Genomic DNA, 15713 nt, shown 5'->3' with positions numbered 1-15713 from the left:
CGATCACAACACGCTCACGTCCTTGTGGCTGCACGCTTCATATCCCTTCGGTCTTCCAAACCCTTGGATGTCCTAGTATATTGCACAGGGATGGATTCTTAGTGATGCGCATCACTGGACGAAAGGTGTCCCCCCATGTCAGTCACCGATGACTTCCGCGAGGCACGCGACCGCCTGCTGGCCCTCCAGTCCGACTACCACCAGGCCAGGCGCGAGTTCGTGTGGCCGCAGTTCACGGAATTCAACTTTGCCCTGGACTGGTTCGATCAGATCGCCGCTGATCCTGAGAAGGCCAATAATCCGGCTCTGGTCATCGTGGAGCAGGACGGCTCGGCCACCCGCAGAAGTTTCACGGACCTGGCCGCCCGTTCGAACCAGGTGGCCAACTGGCTGCGAAGCCAAGGCATGCGCCGCGGGGACCGCATGATCATCATGCTGGGCAACCAGGTGGAGCTCTGGGAGCTGATGCTGGCCGGCATCAAGCTGGGCATTGTCCTGATTCCCACCACCACCCTGATGGGACCAGAGGACCTGGCCGAACGCGTGGAGCGCGGCGAGGCGGGCTGGGCCGCCGTCGGGCGTTCCAACATCGGTAAGTTTGCCGGCGTCCCCGGCGATTACCGCCTGATCGAAATCGGCGCCGGTGTCGGTTCAGCCGGCACCCCCGGGGCCCTCCAGTACAGGGATTCGACGACGACGGCAGTCACCTTCACGGCCGATGCCCCCACCCAGGCTGACGAGACGCTGCTGCTGTATTTCACCTCCGGAACCACGTCGAAGGCCAAGCTGGTGGAGCACACCCACACGTCGTACCCGGTGGGGCACCTCTCCACGATGTATTGGATTGGCCTGGAACCTGGTGACGTGCACCTGAATGTGGCGTCGCCGGGCTGGGGCAAACACGCGTGGTCCAATTTCTTCGCCCCGTGGATCGCGGAGGCGTGCGTTTTTGTCTACAACTACGAACGGTTCGACGCCCGCGCTCTGATGGAGCAGATGGACCGCGAGCGTGTCACCAGCTTCTGTGCCCCGCCCACGGTCTGGCGGATGCTAATCCAAGCGGACCTGAAAGTGCTGAAGTCCCCGCCCACCAAGGTGGTCTCCGCGGGCGAACCGCTGAACGCTGAAGTGATCGAACAGGTCCAGCGCGCGTGGGGCCAGACCATCCGTGACGGCTTCGGCCAGACCGAAACCACTGTCCAGGTGGCAAACACGCCGAGCCAGCCGGTCACCGTAGGCGCCATGGGGCGGCCGCTTCCCGGCTTCGACGTGGTGCTGGTGGACCCGACCACCGGGGAAGAAGCCGACGACGGCGAGCTGTGCCTCCGCCTGGACCCCCGGCCGGTGGGGCTGATGAAGGGCTACTACGGTGACGCGGAACGGACCGCTGAGGCGTTCCGCGGCGGTTACTATCACACGGGCGACATGGCCAGCCGGGATATACAGGGCGTCATCACCTACGTGGGCCGTGACGACGACGTCTTCAAATCTTCCGACTACCGGCTCTCGCCGTTCGAACTGGAGAGCGTGCTGCTGGAGCACCCGGCCGTGGCCGAAGCGGCAGTGGTTCCGTCGCCGGATGCGCTCAAGCTCTCCGTCCCGAAGGCCTACGTTGTCCTGGTGTCCGGGCTGGAACCGGGGCCGGAGCTGGCGGAGGACATCCTGCGGTACTGCCGCGAACACCTGGCGCCGTTCAAGCGGATCCGGCGGCTGGAATTCGCGGCGTTGCCCAAGACCATCTCGGGCAAAATCCGCCGTGTGGAGCTGCGGCACAATGAGCAACTCCGGCACGGCGGGGTCACCCATCCTGACGGCTTCGGCGTGGAGTACTCCGAGGCGGATTTCCCTGGGCTGAAAGGCTGAGGATGGCCGCGCCACTGCCCCGGGACCCCATCGCCGACGCCCAACGGAACTGGGAAGAGCACGGATGGGCCGACGTCGCCGCTCCCATGGCCGCGATCACCGCCATCATGCGCACCCAACAGATCCTGCTGGCCCGGATCGAGGGCGCCCTGAAGCCGTTCGGGCTGACCTTCGCCCGCTACGAGCTGCTCGCACTCCTCAGCTTCGCCCGCAGCGGCGCGCTGCCCATGAACAAGGCGAGCGCCCTGCTCCAGGTCCATCCCACCTCGGTGACCAACGCCGTCGACCGTTTGGAAGGCTCGGGACTGGTGGCCCGTTCGCCGCATCCTACAGACGGGCGTACCACGCTGATCGAGCTCACCACGGAGGGGCGGACCGTGGCCAAACGCGCGACGGCGGTGCTCAACACCGAGGTGTTTGGCCAGTCAGGGTTTGACGCGGCCGATGTGGACCAGCTGATCGGCATCCTGGGCACCTTCCGCCGGAACGCCGGGGACTTTACGGACGGCTAATCCCGTCAGCGGTGGTTGAACCCGGGCTGGCGTTTCTCCGTGAAGGCTGCCATGCCTTCTTTCTGGTCCTCGCTGGCGAAGAGCGAGTGGAAGATCCGGCGTTCGAACAGGACACCCTGGGCGAGTCCCGTTTCAAAGGCGGCGTTGACGGCTTCCTTCGCGAGCATCGCCACGGGCTTGGATTTGGACGCGATGACCTCCGCGGCCTTCAGGGCCTCCTCCACTACATCCGAGGCAGGTACCACGCGCGAGACAAGGCCCGAGCGTTCCGCTTCCTCGGCGCCGATGAAGCGCCCGGTGAGGATCATGTCCATGGCTTTGGCCTTGCCCACGGCCCGGGTGAGCCGCTGCGAACCGCCCATGCCCGGCAGCACGCCGAGGTTGATCTCCGGCTGGCCGAACTTGGCGTTGTCCCCGGCGATGATGAAATCGCACATCATGGCCAGCTCGCAGCCGCCGCCCAGCGCGAAGCCGGACACCGCCGCGATGACAGGGATCCGCAGCCGTGTGAAGTCCTCCCAGCCCCGGAACCAGTCGGCGGCGTACATGTCCATGTAGCCCTGCGAGGCCATTTCCTTGATGTCGGCCCCGGCGGCGAACGCCTTGCCCGAGCCGGTGACCACCACCGCGCCCACGCCGGGGTCGGCGTCCATGGCGGTGACGGCGGCCACGAGCTGGTTCATGGTGGCCTTGTCCAGGGCGTTGAGCGCCTCCGGCCGGTTGAGCGTGACCAGCCCTACCCGGCCGCGCTGTTCCACCAGGATGTTCGTGTATTCCGTCATGCTTGACCTTTCAGCTGTTCGTGGATGTTGCGTGCTGCGAGCGTTGCCGCTGCCGCAGATGGTGCTACTGCTGCGATTTGTCGCGGATATCCGTGATAATTCCGGAGAAGTCCCGGCCGGCTCCGCCTTCAGCGGCAAACGTATCGTAGATTTCCGAGGCGAGCGGTCCGAGCCGGGCGGCCACCCCCGTACTTTCCAGCGCATTCAGCGCCAGTCGCAGGTCCTTGGCCATCAGTGCCCCTGCGAAGCCGGGCTGGTAGTCACGGTTGGCGGGGCTGGTGGGGACCGGCCCCGGAACAGGGCAGTTGGTGGTCAGGGCCCAGCATTGACCGGAAGCGTTGGAGGCGACGTCGAACAGCGCCTGGTGCGTTAGGCCCAGCTTTTCACCCAGCACAAAGGCCTCGCTGACCGCGATCATGGAGACCCCCAGGATGAGGTTGTTGCAGATCTTGGCAGCCTGGCCGCCGCCGTGCCCGCCGCAGTGGACCACCCGTTGACCCATCACCTCGAGCAGCGGCCGCACGGCCTCGAAGTCCGTCTCCTCGCCGCCCACCATGAAGGTCAGCGTGCCGGCTTCGGCACCCACCACACCGCCGGAGACCGGCGCGTCCACTGCACGGTGGCCGGCCGCAATGGCGAGCGCGGAGGCTTGCCGCGCCTCGTCAACGTTGATGGTGGAGCAGTCCAGGAACATAGTGCCCGGCTTGGCTTCGGCGAGCAGGCCCGGCTGTCCTTCCGCGCCGCGGTAGGCGTCCAGCACGTGCTGGCCGCTGGGGAACATGGTCAGCACAACGTCGGCACCGGCGATGGCGTCCAGCGGACTGGGCGCTGTGGGGACGCCGTGGGTTTGGGCGGCGTACAGGGCGGCGGGGACCACGTCGAAGCCGGCCACGGTGTAGCCGGCACGGACCAGGTTCACTGCCATGGGCCCGCCCATGTGGCCCAGGCCCAGGAAAGCGACGGTGGTCTGTTCAGGCATTGTCCGGCTCCTTTGTGTGCAGGTTGAGCTCCCGGTCCCCAGCGGCGCGAAGAACCGTTCCACGTCCGTCGCGTGCACCTCGTGCAGCGCGGCCGGCTTCCAGTGCGGCGTGCGGTCCTTGTCCACCACCTGAGCGCGGATCCCTTCGCGGAAGTCCGGCGCAACCAGGAACCGAAGACCTACCCGGTATTCCTGCGCCAGTGCCTCGTCCAGCGTCAGTCCCTTGGCGCGGCGAAGTGACTCCAGGGTCACCTTCACGGCCGTCGGCGACTTCGCCTCGATGGTGCTGGCAGCCTCGGTCGCCCCGTTCCCCTCAACGCCCGGCGTGCCATCCGGCGACCCATCCATGGTCCGCAGCCGCCGGACAATGTCCTCCACGTCTTCGCTGGCGTAGGCGGCATCGATCCAGCCGCGCTGCGCCTCCAACCCGGAGGGCGGCGGGTCCTGCGCAAAGCGTACGACGGCGGCTTCCGCAGTTTCGTGTTCGAGCGCGGCCGCCAGCTCCGGCAGGCTCCCCGACGGGACAAAGTGGTCCGCAAGGCCCAGGAACAGCGCATCCGCCCCGGTCAGGTGGGCCCCGGTCAGCGCCGCGTGAGTGCCCGTCTCCCCGGGTGATTTCGCCAGCAGCCAGGTCCCGCCGACGTCGGGCACAAACCCGATGGTGGTCTCCGGCATCCCGGTCCGGGTCCGTTCGGTGACCACCCGCACCGAACCGTGCGCGGAGATTCCCACACCGCCACCCAGCACCAGGCCGTCCATAAAAGCCACATAAGGCTTCGGGTACGCGGCAATCAGGGAGTTCAGCCGGTATTCGGCCTGCCAGAAGTCAGCCGTTTCGCTACCGCCGCCAAGGATGTCCCGGTAGATCGCCACAATGTCGCCCCCGGCGCAGAGGCCACGCTCGCCAGCGCCGTGGACCAGAATGGTGGCCACGCCGTCGTCGTCCGCCCAGGCGGTGAGCTGGGCCAGCATGGCGTCCACCATGCCGGCATTCAGGGCGTTGACGGCTTTGGGCCGGTTGAGTGTGATGATGCCCAGGTGGCCGCGCTCGTCGAACAGAACCTCCGCCATCAGCTGCCTGCCGGCATGATGAAGCTGGCGCCCTGGCGGATCCCGGACGGCCAGCGTGTGGTGACCGTCTTGGTCTTGGTGTAGAAACGGAACGCGTCGGCGCCGTGCTGGTTTAGGTCGCCGAAGCCGGACGCTTTCCAGCCGCCAAACGTGTAATAGGCGATGGGCACCGGGATGGGCACGTTGATGCCAACCATTCCCACTTCCACCCGGCTGGCGAAGTCCCTGGCGGCGTCGCCATCGCGGGTGAAGATGGCCACACCGTTGCCGAATTCGTGCTCGGAGCACAGCCGGAGGGCTTCGTCGTAATCGGCGGCGCGGAGCACGCTGAGGACGGGTCCGAAGATTTCCTCCTGGTAGATCTTCATCTCCTTCGTGACGTGGTCAAAGAGCGTGGGTCCCACCCAGAAACCGTCGTCGTAGCCTTCGACCATGAGGCCACGCCCGTCGGCCAGCAGGGTGGCGCCCTGGTCCACGCCGGACTGGATGTAGCCCTCGATCCGTTCCTTGGCACTCGCCGCCACCACGGGCCCGAAGTCCGAGTCCTTGTCCAGGCTGTGGCCTACCCTGAGGTGTTTGACGCGCTCGGTCAGCTTGGCCACGAGCGCGTCCGCGGTCTTCTCCCCTACCGGGACGGCCACGGAAATGGCCATGCAGCGCTCGCCGGCGGAGCCGAAGCCTGCGCCGATCAGGGCGTCGGCGGCCATGTCCAGGTCCGCGTCCGGCATAATCACCATGTGGTTCTTGGCCCCGCCGAAACACTGGGCGCGCTTCCCGTGGGCGGCAGCGGTGGCGTAGATGTACTGGGCAATGGGCGTTGAACCCACAAAGCCGACGGCCTTCACCCGGGCGTCCTCCAGCAGCGCGTCAACGGCTTCCTTGTCCCCGTTGACCACGTTGAACACCCCGTCCGGCAGCCCGGCCTCGGTGAACAGTTCGGCCAGCCGCAGCGGAACCGACGGGTCCCGTTCGGAGGGCTTGAGGATGAACGCGTTGCCAGCGGCGAGGGCCGGGCCGGACTTCCACAGCGGGATCATCGCCGGGAAGTTGAACGGGGTGATGCCCGCGACCACGCCGAGCGGCTGGCGCAGCGAGTGGACGTCGATGCCTGCCCCGGCGTCGTCGGAGAACTCGCCTTTGAGCAGGTGCGGGGCACCCGCCGCGAACTCCACCACTTCAATTCCGCGCTGAATATCGCCCTTGGAGTCCGCGAAGGTCTTCCCGTGTTCGGAGGACAGCAGCGTGGCGAGTTCATCCATGTTCTCGTTGACGAGGTCTACGAATTTGAGCAGGATCCGGCCACGGCGCTGCGGGTTCATGGCCGCCCACTGGACCTGCGCCTTCTCCGCGGCGGCCACCACGTTCCGGACTTCCTCCGCGCTGGCAAGGGGCAGGCGCGCTTGGACTTGGCCCGCGCAGGGGTCAAAAACGTCGCTGAAGCGGCCGGAGGTCCCAGTCACCCGCTGGCCGTCTACGTAATGGGATAGTTCGCGCACCATGATGCAATGCTCCTTCGCATGTGATCCAGGTCATCTCTGAAAGCGAATATACTCGGACTTCCTACTAAATTCCAGACCGCCCAGCCCGGCCGGAACCGATCGCGCCCGCGCCGCGGCAACGCCTCCGGGCAACAAGTTCGGTAAGTTAGGGACTGTGAAGATTGCTACCTGGAATGTGAACTCCCTCCGTGCCCGCGCCGACCGCGTGGAGGCCTGGCTGCAGCGCAGCGACTGCGACGTGCTGGCCATCCAGGAGACCAAATGCAAGGACGAAAACTTCCCGTGGGAACTGTTCGAACGCATGGGCTACGAGGTGGCCCACTTCGGTGTTAGCCAGTGGAATGGGGTTGCCATCGCGTCCCGGGTTGGCCTGGAAGACGTGGAGCGCACGTTCCTGGACCAGCCTCCGTTCGGGAAGGAAGGCAAGGACCCCGTCCAGGAGGCCCGCGCGATGGCTGCCACGTGCGGCGGCGTCAGGATCTGGAGCCTCTACGTGCCCAACGGCCGCTCCCTGGACGACGAACACATGCCGTACAAACTCAAATGGCTCGAATCCCTTAAGGACCACGCCCAGGGCCTGGTCGCCGCTGATCCCAACGCCCAGGTTGCGCTCATGGGCGACTGGAACATCGCGCCCCTGGATGAGGACGTCTGGGACATCGACCTGTTCCTGTCCCAGGGCCATACCCACGTCAGCCCGCCGGAGCGCGCAGCTTTCCACGCTTTCGCAGAGGCCGGGTTCACCGACGTGGCCCGCCAGTACACGCCCGGTCCCGGCGTGTACACCTACTGGGATTACACCCAGCTGCGCTTCCCCAAAAAGGAGGGCATGCGCATTGATTTTGTCCTTGGCTCGCACGCCTTGGCGGCCCGCGTCACCGGCGCCTCGATCGACCGCGAGGAACGCAAGGGCAAGGGCGCCTCGGACCACGCCCCCGTCCTGGTGGATCTGGCCGACTAATGGCTGCAGCCGGTGCCCCGGAAGGGAGACTGTGATGACGGGAAACCTCTACCGGGGCCAGGCCGGCCTGCCGTTCTCCTCCACCCTGCGCGTCTACGAACCGCTGGACGCCTTCCCGGAAGGACAACGGGACGCCATCCGGACCGCCGGAGCCCGCACGGCCTCCCGGGCCGCCGTCGAAAACGCCGAACTGCTGGCCTCGCTGGGCAGGATCACACGCTCTGGCGGGGACCCGTTCCCCACCGGGCGGACGGACCTGGTCCGAGTCACCAGCGTTCCCGGCGTCCCCCCGGGGCGGGCCCCGCAGTCAGGAACGTCCGACGCCGGTGCTGCCGCCGGCCCGGGTGCCGGGTCCGGGTTGGGGACCGGGACAGGCGCTGGCGCCGGGCCTGACACTGGGGACGCCGGACGCATCCTGCTGTACTGCCCCAGCCAGCTGGTCCTGCGGGCAGGCCTCGCCGCCAATGCCCTCATGGAAGGCATCCACGGCCCGCTGGCCGAAATGCTGATTCCGGAGGAGCAGCGGGACAAACACCAGGAACGCATTGACCACGTCAAGGCACGGGACGGCGCCATCCGCGTGCATACGCGCGCCTCCACCTGGGGCATCCCTTTCAGCTGGTTCTCGCTGTTTTCGGAAGGCGACCATAAGGACGTAGTGGAATCAGGCGGCCGCATCCTCACCGTCAGGGTGTGGGCTCCCATCACCGAGGCCATGGAGCGCGCACGGTACGCCGTGGCCCACCTGGCGCTGGCCGCCCCGGACCTGGACATGCTGGACGACCTCGCACAGCTGACCGAATGGCTGGAGCTGTTCCACGTCAATTCCATGGTGGAACTCGACTACGGTGCTGTGGCGGACAAGGTCTACCCGGACGAGTCGCCCATGGACATCCGGCTGGGCATCGAATGCCTGGCTGAGGGCGACATGACGGGCGCCGCCGCGGCCTACCGCAGGCTGGCTTCCCGCTGGATTCCCATCCGGCAACTCGCCCGCGCGTCCTGACCGAGGCTTCCTGGATCAGCTGCGACGCAGCGCCTCCTCAGGAAGGAGGCGGCGCCGTCGTACGCCTGACGATGAGCTGGTGGGGCGCGACGGCGGACTGAACCGCCCCGACCCTGCCGTCCAGTTCATCGAGGAGCATCTTGGTAGCCAGCTCGGCCTGTTCGTCCGGCCGCTGTCCCACGGTGGTCAGACCCACCGCGTCGGCGAAGTCGTGGTCATCGATCCCCACCACCGACAAGTCCTCCGGCACACGGACGCCCGCACGTGCGGCTTCGAAGATGACCCCCATGGCCATCTCGTCGGAGGCGCAGAAGATGGCGCTGGGCTTAGGGCCGGGCCCGGCCCAGAGGCGCCGGAACGCTTCCTGGCCGCTGCGGACTGTAAAGTCTCCCCACTCATCCCATTCGGGCCGGACCGGTAGTCCTGCCGCAGCCATCACGTCCTTGAAGGCCAGGATCCGCACGCGGGGAACATCGAAGTTCAGATCCGTTTCGTCGTCGCCGTGCAGCAGGGCAATGTCCCTGTGGCCGAGATCGATCAGGTGCCTGACGGCCGTGGAAGCGGCGGCGTAGTCGTCGATGCCGATGTACGCGCACTCTTCCACGTGGCCGCCCACTACGATCAGCGGGATGTCAATCTTCTGGAGATGGTCCAGTTCCTCGTGGCTGAGCGCCATACAAAGGACAAGCAAGGCGTCAATCTGCTTGTAAACCATGGTTTTACTGAACAGGCGTTCGCGGTTACTGCCGTGGCCGCCCAGGTTGAAGAGGGAAAGGTTGTAGTGGCGGGAGTGAAGTTCGCGGTCCGCGCCCTCAATGGCCTTGGAGAAGAACCAGCGGCTCACGAACGGCGCCAAGACGCCAATGGTCTTGGTGCGGCCGGTGGCCAGCCCTGACGCGGACGACGAAGCGACATAGCCCAGGGCCCCCGCCACTTCGAGGATCTTCTCCCGGGTGGCGGGCGAAACCCGGGGCAGTCCGCGCACGGCCCGGGAAACGGTGGCGGTGGATACGCCTGCGGCAGCTGCCACGTCCTCAATGCTGACGCCGCTGTGGCCACCCCGTTGAGACCTCTCGCTTGTTTTTGCCACTCAAAGCCCCCTCAGTATCCCGCGCGGAAGCCGAGGGTGCCTTCCGGGACGGAGGCACTCAGCATATTCCGCCTGGTTGCCTCTAGCCGATTCCCTGCTGATTTATGTCGGATGGCCCCTCAGGTGATGCGCCTGGATGTCCTGGCGGGGAGCCGTCGGCGCAGCCTCAGCATCCCCCACAGAGCCAGAATTACGGCCAACAGGCCCAGCGCCCAGCCCAGTGCAGGCTGGGCCGAGAGCTCGGCCGCCACGGTGATAGCCAGCAGGACCAAGGCCCAAAAACCGAGAAAACCGATCACGAGGTCGAAATCTTCCGCCGACTTCACCCGCGTGTGATGCTCCTTGGCCGGACCCGTGAGGGGTCCGGCCGAATCTGGAGTTTGCATCACTTGACCGCGCCCGCTGTCAGACCCGCCACGATCTTCCGCTGGAAGATCAGCACGAGGATCACGAGCGGAATGGTCACAACCGTTCCGGCTGCCATGACGGCGGTGTACGGCTCCTGGTGGGCCTGGGCGCCGGCGAAATAGGCAATCGCCACTGTGACGGTCTTGGTGGAATCATTGGACAACTGGCTCGCGATGAGGAACTCATTCCAGGAAGCGATAAACGCCAGGATGGCGGTGGTGAATACGGCCGGCGCGGCGAGCGGCATGATCACCTTGCGGAAAGCCTGCCCCTGGGTGCACCCATCAATTCGAGCTGATTCCTCCAGTTCCCACGGCATTTCCCGGAAGAACGATGTGAGGGTATAGATCGTTAAAGGCAACACAAACGAGATGTTCGGAATGATCAGTGCCTGGTAGGTGCCGTACCAGCCGATGTTGGTGAACAACTGGAACAATGGCGTCACCAAGGCCACGCCCGGGAACATCGAAGCCCCGAGGACAAAGCCCAGCACCAGGAACTTGAAGCGGAATTCAAGCCTGGACAAGGCATACGCGGCAAACACGCCAAAGAGCAGGGCAACCACGGTGGTCACCCCGGCCACAAAGAGCGAGTTCAGGAGGTTCCGGCCAAAGTGGTTACCCAGGCTTTCTGAGAACACAGTGTTGAAGTTGTCCCAGGTGACATGGGTGAAGAAAGGCGTCGAATCGAACGTAAAGCCGACGTCCCGGAACGCGGTCACGATCATCCAGTAGAACGGAATCAAGCACCAGATGAAGATGAGGCCTGCGCTGATATAGGTGCGTCCGTTTGCCCAGCGTTCCCGCCGCCGGGCAGCCGTCTTGGGTGCGGCGTCAAAGGTCACGGCGGTCATTTCACTTGCTCCTTGGTCTTGGGCGCGGCTGAGGCAACTGCATTAGCTCCGAGGAACCGAACGAAGATGAACGCAACAAGGAAGATGATCAAGAAGGTGATGGTGGACAAGGCCGCTGCTGAGTTGAACCCCTGACGGATCTGATCAACTACCAGGATGGACAACGTTGTTGTGCCGTTGGAGCCCTGGGTCATGATAGCTGGGAGGTCGTACATACGCAATGCATCAAGGACACGGAACAGGACAGCAACCATGAGTGCCGGCTTCACCAGGGGCAAGGTGATCTGGGTGAAACGCTGCCATGTCGAGGCCCCGTCGACCTTCGCGGCCTCGTATACCTCTGCCGGGATGATCTGCAGGCCCGCCAAAATCAGCAATGCCATAAACGGCGTGGTCTTCCAGACGTCTGCGATGATAATCGCCCACCGGGCCGGCCACTCGCTGCCTGTCCAGAGGATCGCCGTACCAAACAGCTTGTTGGCGATTCCATCGAAAGCGAAAATGAAGAACCACAGCTTCGCTGTCACTGCCGTGGGAATGGCCCACGGCACCAGGACCGCTGCACGAAGGGCGCTGCGTCCGCGGAAGCTGCGTGCCATGATGACTGCCATCCAGAATCCCAAGATGGTCTCCAGCACCACGGTGACAGCAGCGAAGAAGAATGTGGTACCGGTGGCGCTCCAGAATTGGGCTCCGAGGGTGCCAGGTGCACAAGCGGCCGAGCCACATTGCTGGGCCAGCCAGTGCACAAAATTGTCAAAGCCGGCGGAACCGCCTTGGACAAAGACCTTGGTCACCGGGTCAAGGCCCTGGTCCTTCTGGAAGGCCATGATGATGGCGTTGACCACCGGGTAGACGATAACAATAGCGAGCACCACCAAGGCCGGAGAAACCAGCCAGAACGCCCAGCGGCCTTGGGACTTGACCGCCCTGTCCTGTCCTACTTCTTTTCGATCTTTACTCGGTTTGGGGCTCGGTGTCTCCGGCGCTGGTTTAGGCTGCGCTAGCGTGGACATATCCCCTCCTTCCGGAATTAATAGCGTGACCCTCGGGCGACCGCTCGCGTGAAGCGCCGGCCGCCCGAGATTCACTGGAGGTTTCGCTACTGGCTGGCCGAGTTGATGGCCGTGTCCATATCCGTCATTGCCTGATCGACGGTCTTCTCACCCTTGATGGCAGCGTAGGCGTTGTCCTGGATGGCCTTGGTGACTGCCGGGTAGAACGGCGTGACCGGACGCGGAACTGCGTTGGAGATCGACGTCTTCAGCACCGGCAGATAAGGCAGTTTGGCTACCAGTGTCGGGTCGTCGTACAGGGAACCGAGCACCGGGGCCAGCGAGCCCTGCGTGGCGTAGAACTTTTCAGTTTCTTCACTGGTCATGAAGGTCAGGAAGTCCTTGGCCGTGGCCTTGTGCTGCGAGTAGACGCTGACGGCCATGTTATGGCCACCAAGGGAAGACGCTCCGGGGCCGCTCTTGCCCGGGAGGGGTGCCATGCCGAAGGTGTCCTTCACCTTGGAGGAGCCATCGGTCTTAGCGAGGTTGTATACATAAGGCCAGTTCCGCAGGAAGAGAAGCTTGCCGTCTTCGAAGGACTGACGGCTCTGTTCTTCCTGGTAGGTGATGGCCTGCGTGGGGATATTTCCATCCTTGTAGGCACTAACGAGGTTGCTGAGGCCGGCCTTGGCCGCCGCAGAGGTCACCGTCGATTTGCCATCGTCTCCAACGATCGTGCCGCCGGCCGAGTTGATTGCCTCAGCCGCGTTGACCGTGAGGCCTTCATACTTGAAGAACTGTCCCGCGTAGCAGTCGATGTTGTTCTGCTTCGCGATGGAGCACATGCTCATCATCTCGTCAAAAGTCTTAGGCGGGGTGGGTACCAGGTCCTTGCGGTAATAGAGGATTCCGCCGTCTGAAGTCTTTGGTGCCGCGAAGAGGGTGTCGTTGTACGTTGCCGTCTTGACCGTGGCAGGCAGCATCTTGGACGTATCAATGCTCATCTTGTCCTGGAGCGGCTGCAGCCAACCCTTCGCTGCAAACTCAGCGGTCCAGATAACGTCCACGTCAAAGACGTCGTAGTTGACGTTTTTTGCCTGGAGGTTCTGGACCAGATCGTCGTGCTGCTGGTCCGCCTGGTCCGACTGCTCCTTGAAGGTGACTATCTGGTCCGGGTGCGCCGCGTTCCACTTGTCCACGAGCGGGCGGGCGACGTTGCTGTTGTCTTTGCCCTGGATGTAGGTAATGGGACCCCGTCCGTCGAGATTGGCCGCGGCATCTCCGCCGCTTGAGGCCGTGCCGCTGCCTGCGCCGCCGCCGGAACAGGCGGAGAGCGCCAGGGCCAGGATGCCGGCAGCTGCTGCCGGGAGTAGGTATTTACGGGTTTTCATAGCTTGAAGCTCCTCGCTGAGTGACACGTACGTCGACTGTGCGGTTGATGTGGTGACCATCACACTAGTAAGGTTGTCGTGGGCAATGCAAGCGTTTACATCAAAAAGTTACAGGAGCGGAACCAAATGCAACATCCACTCGTTCCCACCCCCGGTTCCGCACTCAACTCGTGGTGGGCCAGCGCCGTCGTCTATCAGATTTATCCGCGTTCCTTCGCTGACGCCAATGGCGACGGCATGGGTGACCTCCCCGGAATTACGGCCCGCCTGCCGTATTTGCGGAGCCTGGGAGTGGATGCTGTGTGGCTTTCACCGTTCTACAAATCCCCGCAGGCGGACGCGGGCTACGACGTGGCTGACTACCGCTTCGTTGACCCTCTTTTCGGGGCATTGCCGGACTTCGACGAATTATTACAGAATGCTCACAGCCTGGGGCTGAAGGTCATTGTTGACCTCGTCCCGAACCACACGTCAGATGAGCACGTCTGGTTCCGCGAAGCTTTGACGGGCGCACCAGGATCCAGGGTGCGGGACAGGTACATGTTCAGGCCCGGAAAGGATGCGGTCGCCGGTTCCGGCGACGGAAACCTGGCACCGAACAACTGGAGGTCGATCTTCGGTGGCCCTGCCTGGAGCAGGGTCACCGAACAGGACGGCACCCCGGGCGAGTGGTACCTCCATTTGTTCGATACCAAACAGCCGGATCTGAACTGGGACAACGCCGAGGTGCGGGAAGAAATGCGATCGGTCCTGCGCTTCTGGCTCGACCGGGGAGTTGACGGCTTCCGTGTGGACGTTGCCCACGGCCTAGTCAAGGAAGCCGGGCTTCCGGACTGGGAGGGCGTGGCGGCCATGGTCGAAGGAACCGCGGAAGCCCGGGACACGCTGCGTACGACGCCGGGCGACGCACCAGGCGCACATACCGATGCGCAGGAACCGCACCGTGCCGTGTCGCCGCAATACCCGCCGTCGCCGTTCTTTGACCAGGACGGCGTGCATGAGATCTACCGCGACTGGCACAAAGTGCTGGCTGAGTACCATGGCGACCGCATGATGGTTGCGGAAGCCTGGGTTGAACCTGCTGAACGCCTGGCCCGGTACGTCCGCAAGGACGAAATGCAGCAGGCCTTTAACTTCGACTTTCTCCTGGCGGGCTGGGACGCCGAGCGAATGGCTGAAGCCATCGCAGATTCCCTCAAAGCGGATGCGTCCGTGGAAGCGCCGTCCACATGGGTGCTGAGCAATCACGACACCGTACGGCACAGCACGCGGTTCGGTCTGAAGGACCCCACGACCTTCCCCAAAGGCATCGCCGCAGAAGATGAGCAGCCAGACGCTGCCTTGGGTCTGGAGCGCGCCCGTGCCGCCACCCTGGTCTCGTTCGCGTTGCCCGGATCTGCCTACATCTACCAGGGCGAGGAATTGGGCCTTCCGGAGCACACGACACTCCCGAACGAAGCCCGCCAGGATCCTACGTTCTTCCGCACCAAAGGTGCTGAAATCGGCCGCGACGGCTGCCGGGTGCCGCTGCCCTGGCGGGCAGCGGCACCCGGCTACGGTTTCGCGGACGCGTTTACTGGTGACAGCGTCCGAGGGCCGGCCGCGCCATGGCTGCCTCAGCCCGAGTCCTTCAGGGACCTCGCGGCCGACCGGCAGGACGGCATCGCCGGCTCCACACTCGAGCTATACCGCTCGGCGTTGTCGTTCCGTTCCACCCACAGTCTCGGGTCCGGGACCTTCCAGTGGGCCGACATCCATCACCCGCCCCGGGGTGTGCTGGCCTTCAAGAACGGCGACGTCCTGGTCCTGAGCAATATGGGGGAAGCCGTTATACCTGTCCCTGCCGGGTACGCGGTGGCTCTGACGAGTGATCCGGTGACTAGTGGCACCGGGGCTGAAATACCGCCAAACTGCACGGTCTACCTGACCAAGAAGTGATTTTCCTTGGCCGCTCGGGGGCCACGAGATCGGGGCACAGCCTAAAAACCAAGGACGCCGACCCCTAGGGGCGCGGCGTCCTTGGAGCCAGGCTGAAAAGGTGAAGGCTTACTTGCCGCCCTTGAACAGCCCGGCGATCTTGGCTCCGAAGCCCTTCACGTTCTCAGTCAGATCGCTGGCCAGTTCCTTGACGTTTTCTGCGGCATCGCCCGCGACCTCCTTCACGTTTTCTGCAGCGCCTTCGACGCCTTCGTTTGCCACTGCGCTGCCAGTTACTTCTTCGCTCATGGTGTTCTCCTAGATTCCCCGGTCATTCCATCCGGACAGTGGTGGTGGGCATTTGCCAGCCGATATCCGCCGGCATC

The 15713-nt window shown here is 64.4% G+C and carries 14 protein-coding genes and 1 pseudogene; 5 read left to right on the top strand and 10 right to left on the bottom strand.

The window, feature by feature from the left end:
* Window positions 1-135 precede the first annotated feature (135 nt).
* On the top strand, window positions 136-1863 hold the full coding sequence (locus ACQCSV_RS03310) for an AMP-binding protein (protein ID WP_354155347.1): 1728 nt from the start codon (window positions 136-138) through the stop codon (window positions 1861-1863).
* 2 nt (window positions 1864-1865) lie between these two features.
* Complete coding sequence (locus ACQCSV_RS03305; RefSeq protein ID WP_354155348.1) at window positions 1866-2375, top strand: MarR family transcriptional regulator; 510 nt, start codon at window positions 1866-1868, stop codon at window positions 2373-2375.
* Window positions 2376-2380: 5 nt separating this feature from the next.
* On the opposite strand, the gene ACQCSV_RS03300 is transcribed toward ACQCSV_RS03305, so the two are convergent.
* From ACQCSV_RS03300 to ACQCSV_RS03285, 4 genes and pseudogenes are all read right to left on the bottom strand, one after another.
* Complete coding sequence (locus ACQCSV_RS03300; protein WP_354155349.1) at window positions 2381-3157, bottom strand: enoyl-CoA hydratase; 777 nt, start codon at window positions 3155-3157, stop codon at window positions 2381-2383.
* 64 nt (window positions 3158-3221) lie between these two features.
* Window positions 3222-4136, bottom strand: a complete 915-nt coding sequence (gene mmsB / locus ACQCSV_RS03295; protein WP_354155350.1) for a 3-hydroxyisobutyrate dehydrogenase — start codon at window positions 4134-4136, stop codon at window positions 3222-3224.
* Window positions 4137-4235: 99 nt separating this feature from the next.
* Window positions 4236-5207: pseudogene (locus ACQCSV_RS03290) on the bottom strand (enoyl-CoA hydratase/isomerase family protein); the annotation flags it as partial.
* Window positions 5207-6706 (bottom strand): CoA-acylating methylmalonate-semialdehyde dehydrogenase, encoded by a 1500-nt coding sequence (locus ACQCSV_RS03285; RefSeq protein WP_354155351.1) that lies wholly within the window; start codon window positions 6704-6706, stop codon window positions 5207-5209. The gene ACQCSV_RS03285 and the pseudogene ACQCSV_RS03290, both read right to left, overlap by 1 nt.
* Before the next feature lie 154 nt (window positions 6707-6860).
* Between ACQCSV_RS03285 and ACQCSV_RS03280 the strand changes: the two genes are divergently transcribed.
* Together ACQCSV_RS03280 and ACQCSV_RS03275 are read left to right on the top strand one after the other, a co-directional pair.
* Window positions 6861-7667 (top strand): exodeoxyribonuclease III, encoded by an 807-nt coding sequence (locus ACQCSV_RS03280; RefSeq protein WP_354155352.1) that lies wholly within the window; start codon window positions 6861-6863, stop codon window positions 7665-7667.
* A gap of 34 nt (window positions 7668-7701) precedes the next feature.
* A complete protein-coding gene (locus ACQCSV_RS03275) occupies window positions 7702-8673 on the top strand; it encodes a hypothetical protein (protein WP_354155353.1) in 972 nt (323 codons plus the stop codon).
* 37 nt (window positions 8674-8710) lie between these two features.
* Here ACQCSV_RS03275 and ACQCSV_RS03270 read toward each other — a convergent pair whose 3' ends face one another.
* From ACQCSV_RS03270 to ACQCSV_RS03250, 5 genes are all read right to left on the bottom strand, one after another.
* Window positions 8711-9763, bottom strand: a complete 1053-nt coding sequence (locus ACQCSV_RS03270) for a LacI family DNA-binding transcriptional regulator (RefSeq protein ID WP_354155354.1) — start codon at window positions 9761-9763, stop codon at window positions 8711-8713.
* Window positions 9764-9882: 119 nt separating this feature from the next.
* Complete coding sequence (locus tag ACQCSV_RS03265) at window positions 9883-10149, bottom strand: hypothetical protein (protein ID WP_354155434.1); 267 nt, start codon at window positions 10147-10149, stop codon at window positions 9883-9885.
* Entirely contained in the window at window positions 10149-11024 is an 876-nt protein-coding gene (locus ACQCSV_RS03260; protein ID WP_354155355.1) for a carbohydrate ABC transporter permease, read from the bottom strand. Before ACQCSV_RS03260 ends, ACQCSV_RS03265 begins: the two co-directional genes overlap by 1 nt.
* Entirely contained in the window at window positions 11021-12040 is a 1020-nt protein-coding gene (locus tag ACQCSV_RS03255) for a sugar ABC transporter permease (protein ID WP_354155356.1), read from the bottom strand. The genes ACQCSV_RS03260 and ACQCSV_RS03255 overlap by 4 nt, the downstream gene beginning before the upstream one ends.
* An 86-nt stretch (window positions 12041-12126) precedes the next feature.
* Complete coding sequence (locus tag ACQCSV_RS03250; protein WP_354155357.1) at window positions 12127-13410, bottom strand: ABC transporter substrate-binding protein; 1284 nt, start codon at window positions 13408-13410, stop codon at window positions 12127-12129.
* Window positions 13411-13536: 126 nt separating this feature from the next.
* Here ACQCSV_RS03250 and ACQCSV_RS03245 point away from each other — a divergent pair, with 126 nt between their 5' ends.
* Window positions 13537-15348 (top strand): glycoside hydrolase family 13 protein, encoded by a 1812-nt coding sequence (locus ACQCSV_RS03245; RefSeq protein WP_426939150.1) that lies wholly within the window; start codon window positions 13537-13539, stop codon window positions 15346-15348.
* A gap of 108 nt (window positions 15349-15456) precedes the next feature.
* Here the strand turns inward: ACQCSV_RS03245 and ACQCSV_RS03240 are convergent, their stop codons facing one another.
* Window positions 15457-15636: a hypothetical protein gene (locus ACQCSV_RS03240; protein ID WP_354224276.1), complete on the bottom strand. Its 180-nt coding sequence runs from the start codon at window positions 15634-15636 to the stop codon at window positions 15457-15459.
* Between the last annotated feature and the right edge of the window lie 77 nt (window positions 15637-15713).

This window comes from Pseudarthrobacter sp. S3 (genome assembly GCF_050156905.1).
Classification (GTDB): Bacteria; Actinomycetota; Actinomycetes; order Actinomycetales; family Micrococcaceae; genus Arthrobacter.
The sequence above is the reverse complement of the archived record's forward strand: the minus strand, read 5'-3'. Positions and strand labels throughout refer to the sequence as shown.

Bases quoted from the DNA above. Each gene is read 5' to 3' on its own strand.
- ACQCSV_RS03310 (WP_354155347.1), top strand. From the start codon at position 136: ATGTCAGTCACCGATGACTTCCGCGAGGCACGCGACCGCCTGCTGGCC.
- ACQCSV_RS03305 (WP_354155348.1), top strand. From the start codon at position 1,866: ATGGCCGCGCCACTGCCCCGGGACCCCATCGCCGACGCCCAACGGAAC.
- ACQCSV_RS03300 (WP_354155349.1), bottom strand. From the start codon at position 3,157: ATGACGGAATACACGAACATCCTGGTGGAACAGCGCGGCCGGGTAGGG.
- mmsB (WP_354155350.1), bottom strand. From the start codon at position 4,136: ATGCCTGAACAGACCACCGTCGCTTTCCTGGGCCTGGGCCACATGGGC.
- ACQCSV_RS03285 (WP_354155351.1), bottom strand. From the start codon at position 6,706: ATGGTGCGCGAACTATCCCATTACGTAGACGGCCAGCGGGTGACTGGG.
- ACQCSV_RS03275 (WP_354155353.1), top strand. From the start codon at position 7,702: ATGACGGGAAACCTCTACCGGGGCCAGGCCGGCCTGCCGTTCTCCTCC.
- ACQCSV_RS03265 (WP_354155434.1), bottom strand. From the start codon at position 10,149: ATGCAAACTCCAGATTCGGCCGGACCCCTCACGGGTCCGGCCAAGGAG.
- ACQCSV_RS03260 (WP_354155355.1), bottom strand. From the start codon at position 11,024: ATGACCGCCGTGACCTTTGACGCCGCACCCAAGACGGCTGCCCGGCGG.
- ACQCSV_RS03255 (WP_354155356.1), bottom strand. From the start codon at position 12,040: ATGTCCACGCTAGCGCAGCCTAAACCAGCGCCGGAGACACCGAGCCCC.
- ACQCSV_RS03250 (WP_354155357.1), bottom strand. From the start codon at position 13,410: ATGAAAACCCGTAAATACCTACTCCCGGCAGCAGCTGCCGGCATCCTG.
- ACQCSV_RS03245 (WP_426939150.1), top strand. From the start codon at position 13,537: ATGCAACATCCACTCGTTCCCACCCCCGGTTCCGCACTCAACTCGTGG.
- ACQCSV_RS03240 (WP_354224276.1), bottom strand. From the start codon at position 15,636: ATGAGCGAAGAAGTAACTGGCAGCGCAGTGGCAAACGAAGGCGTCGAA.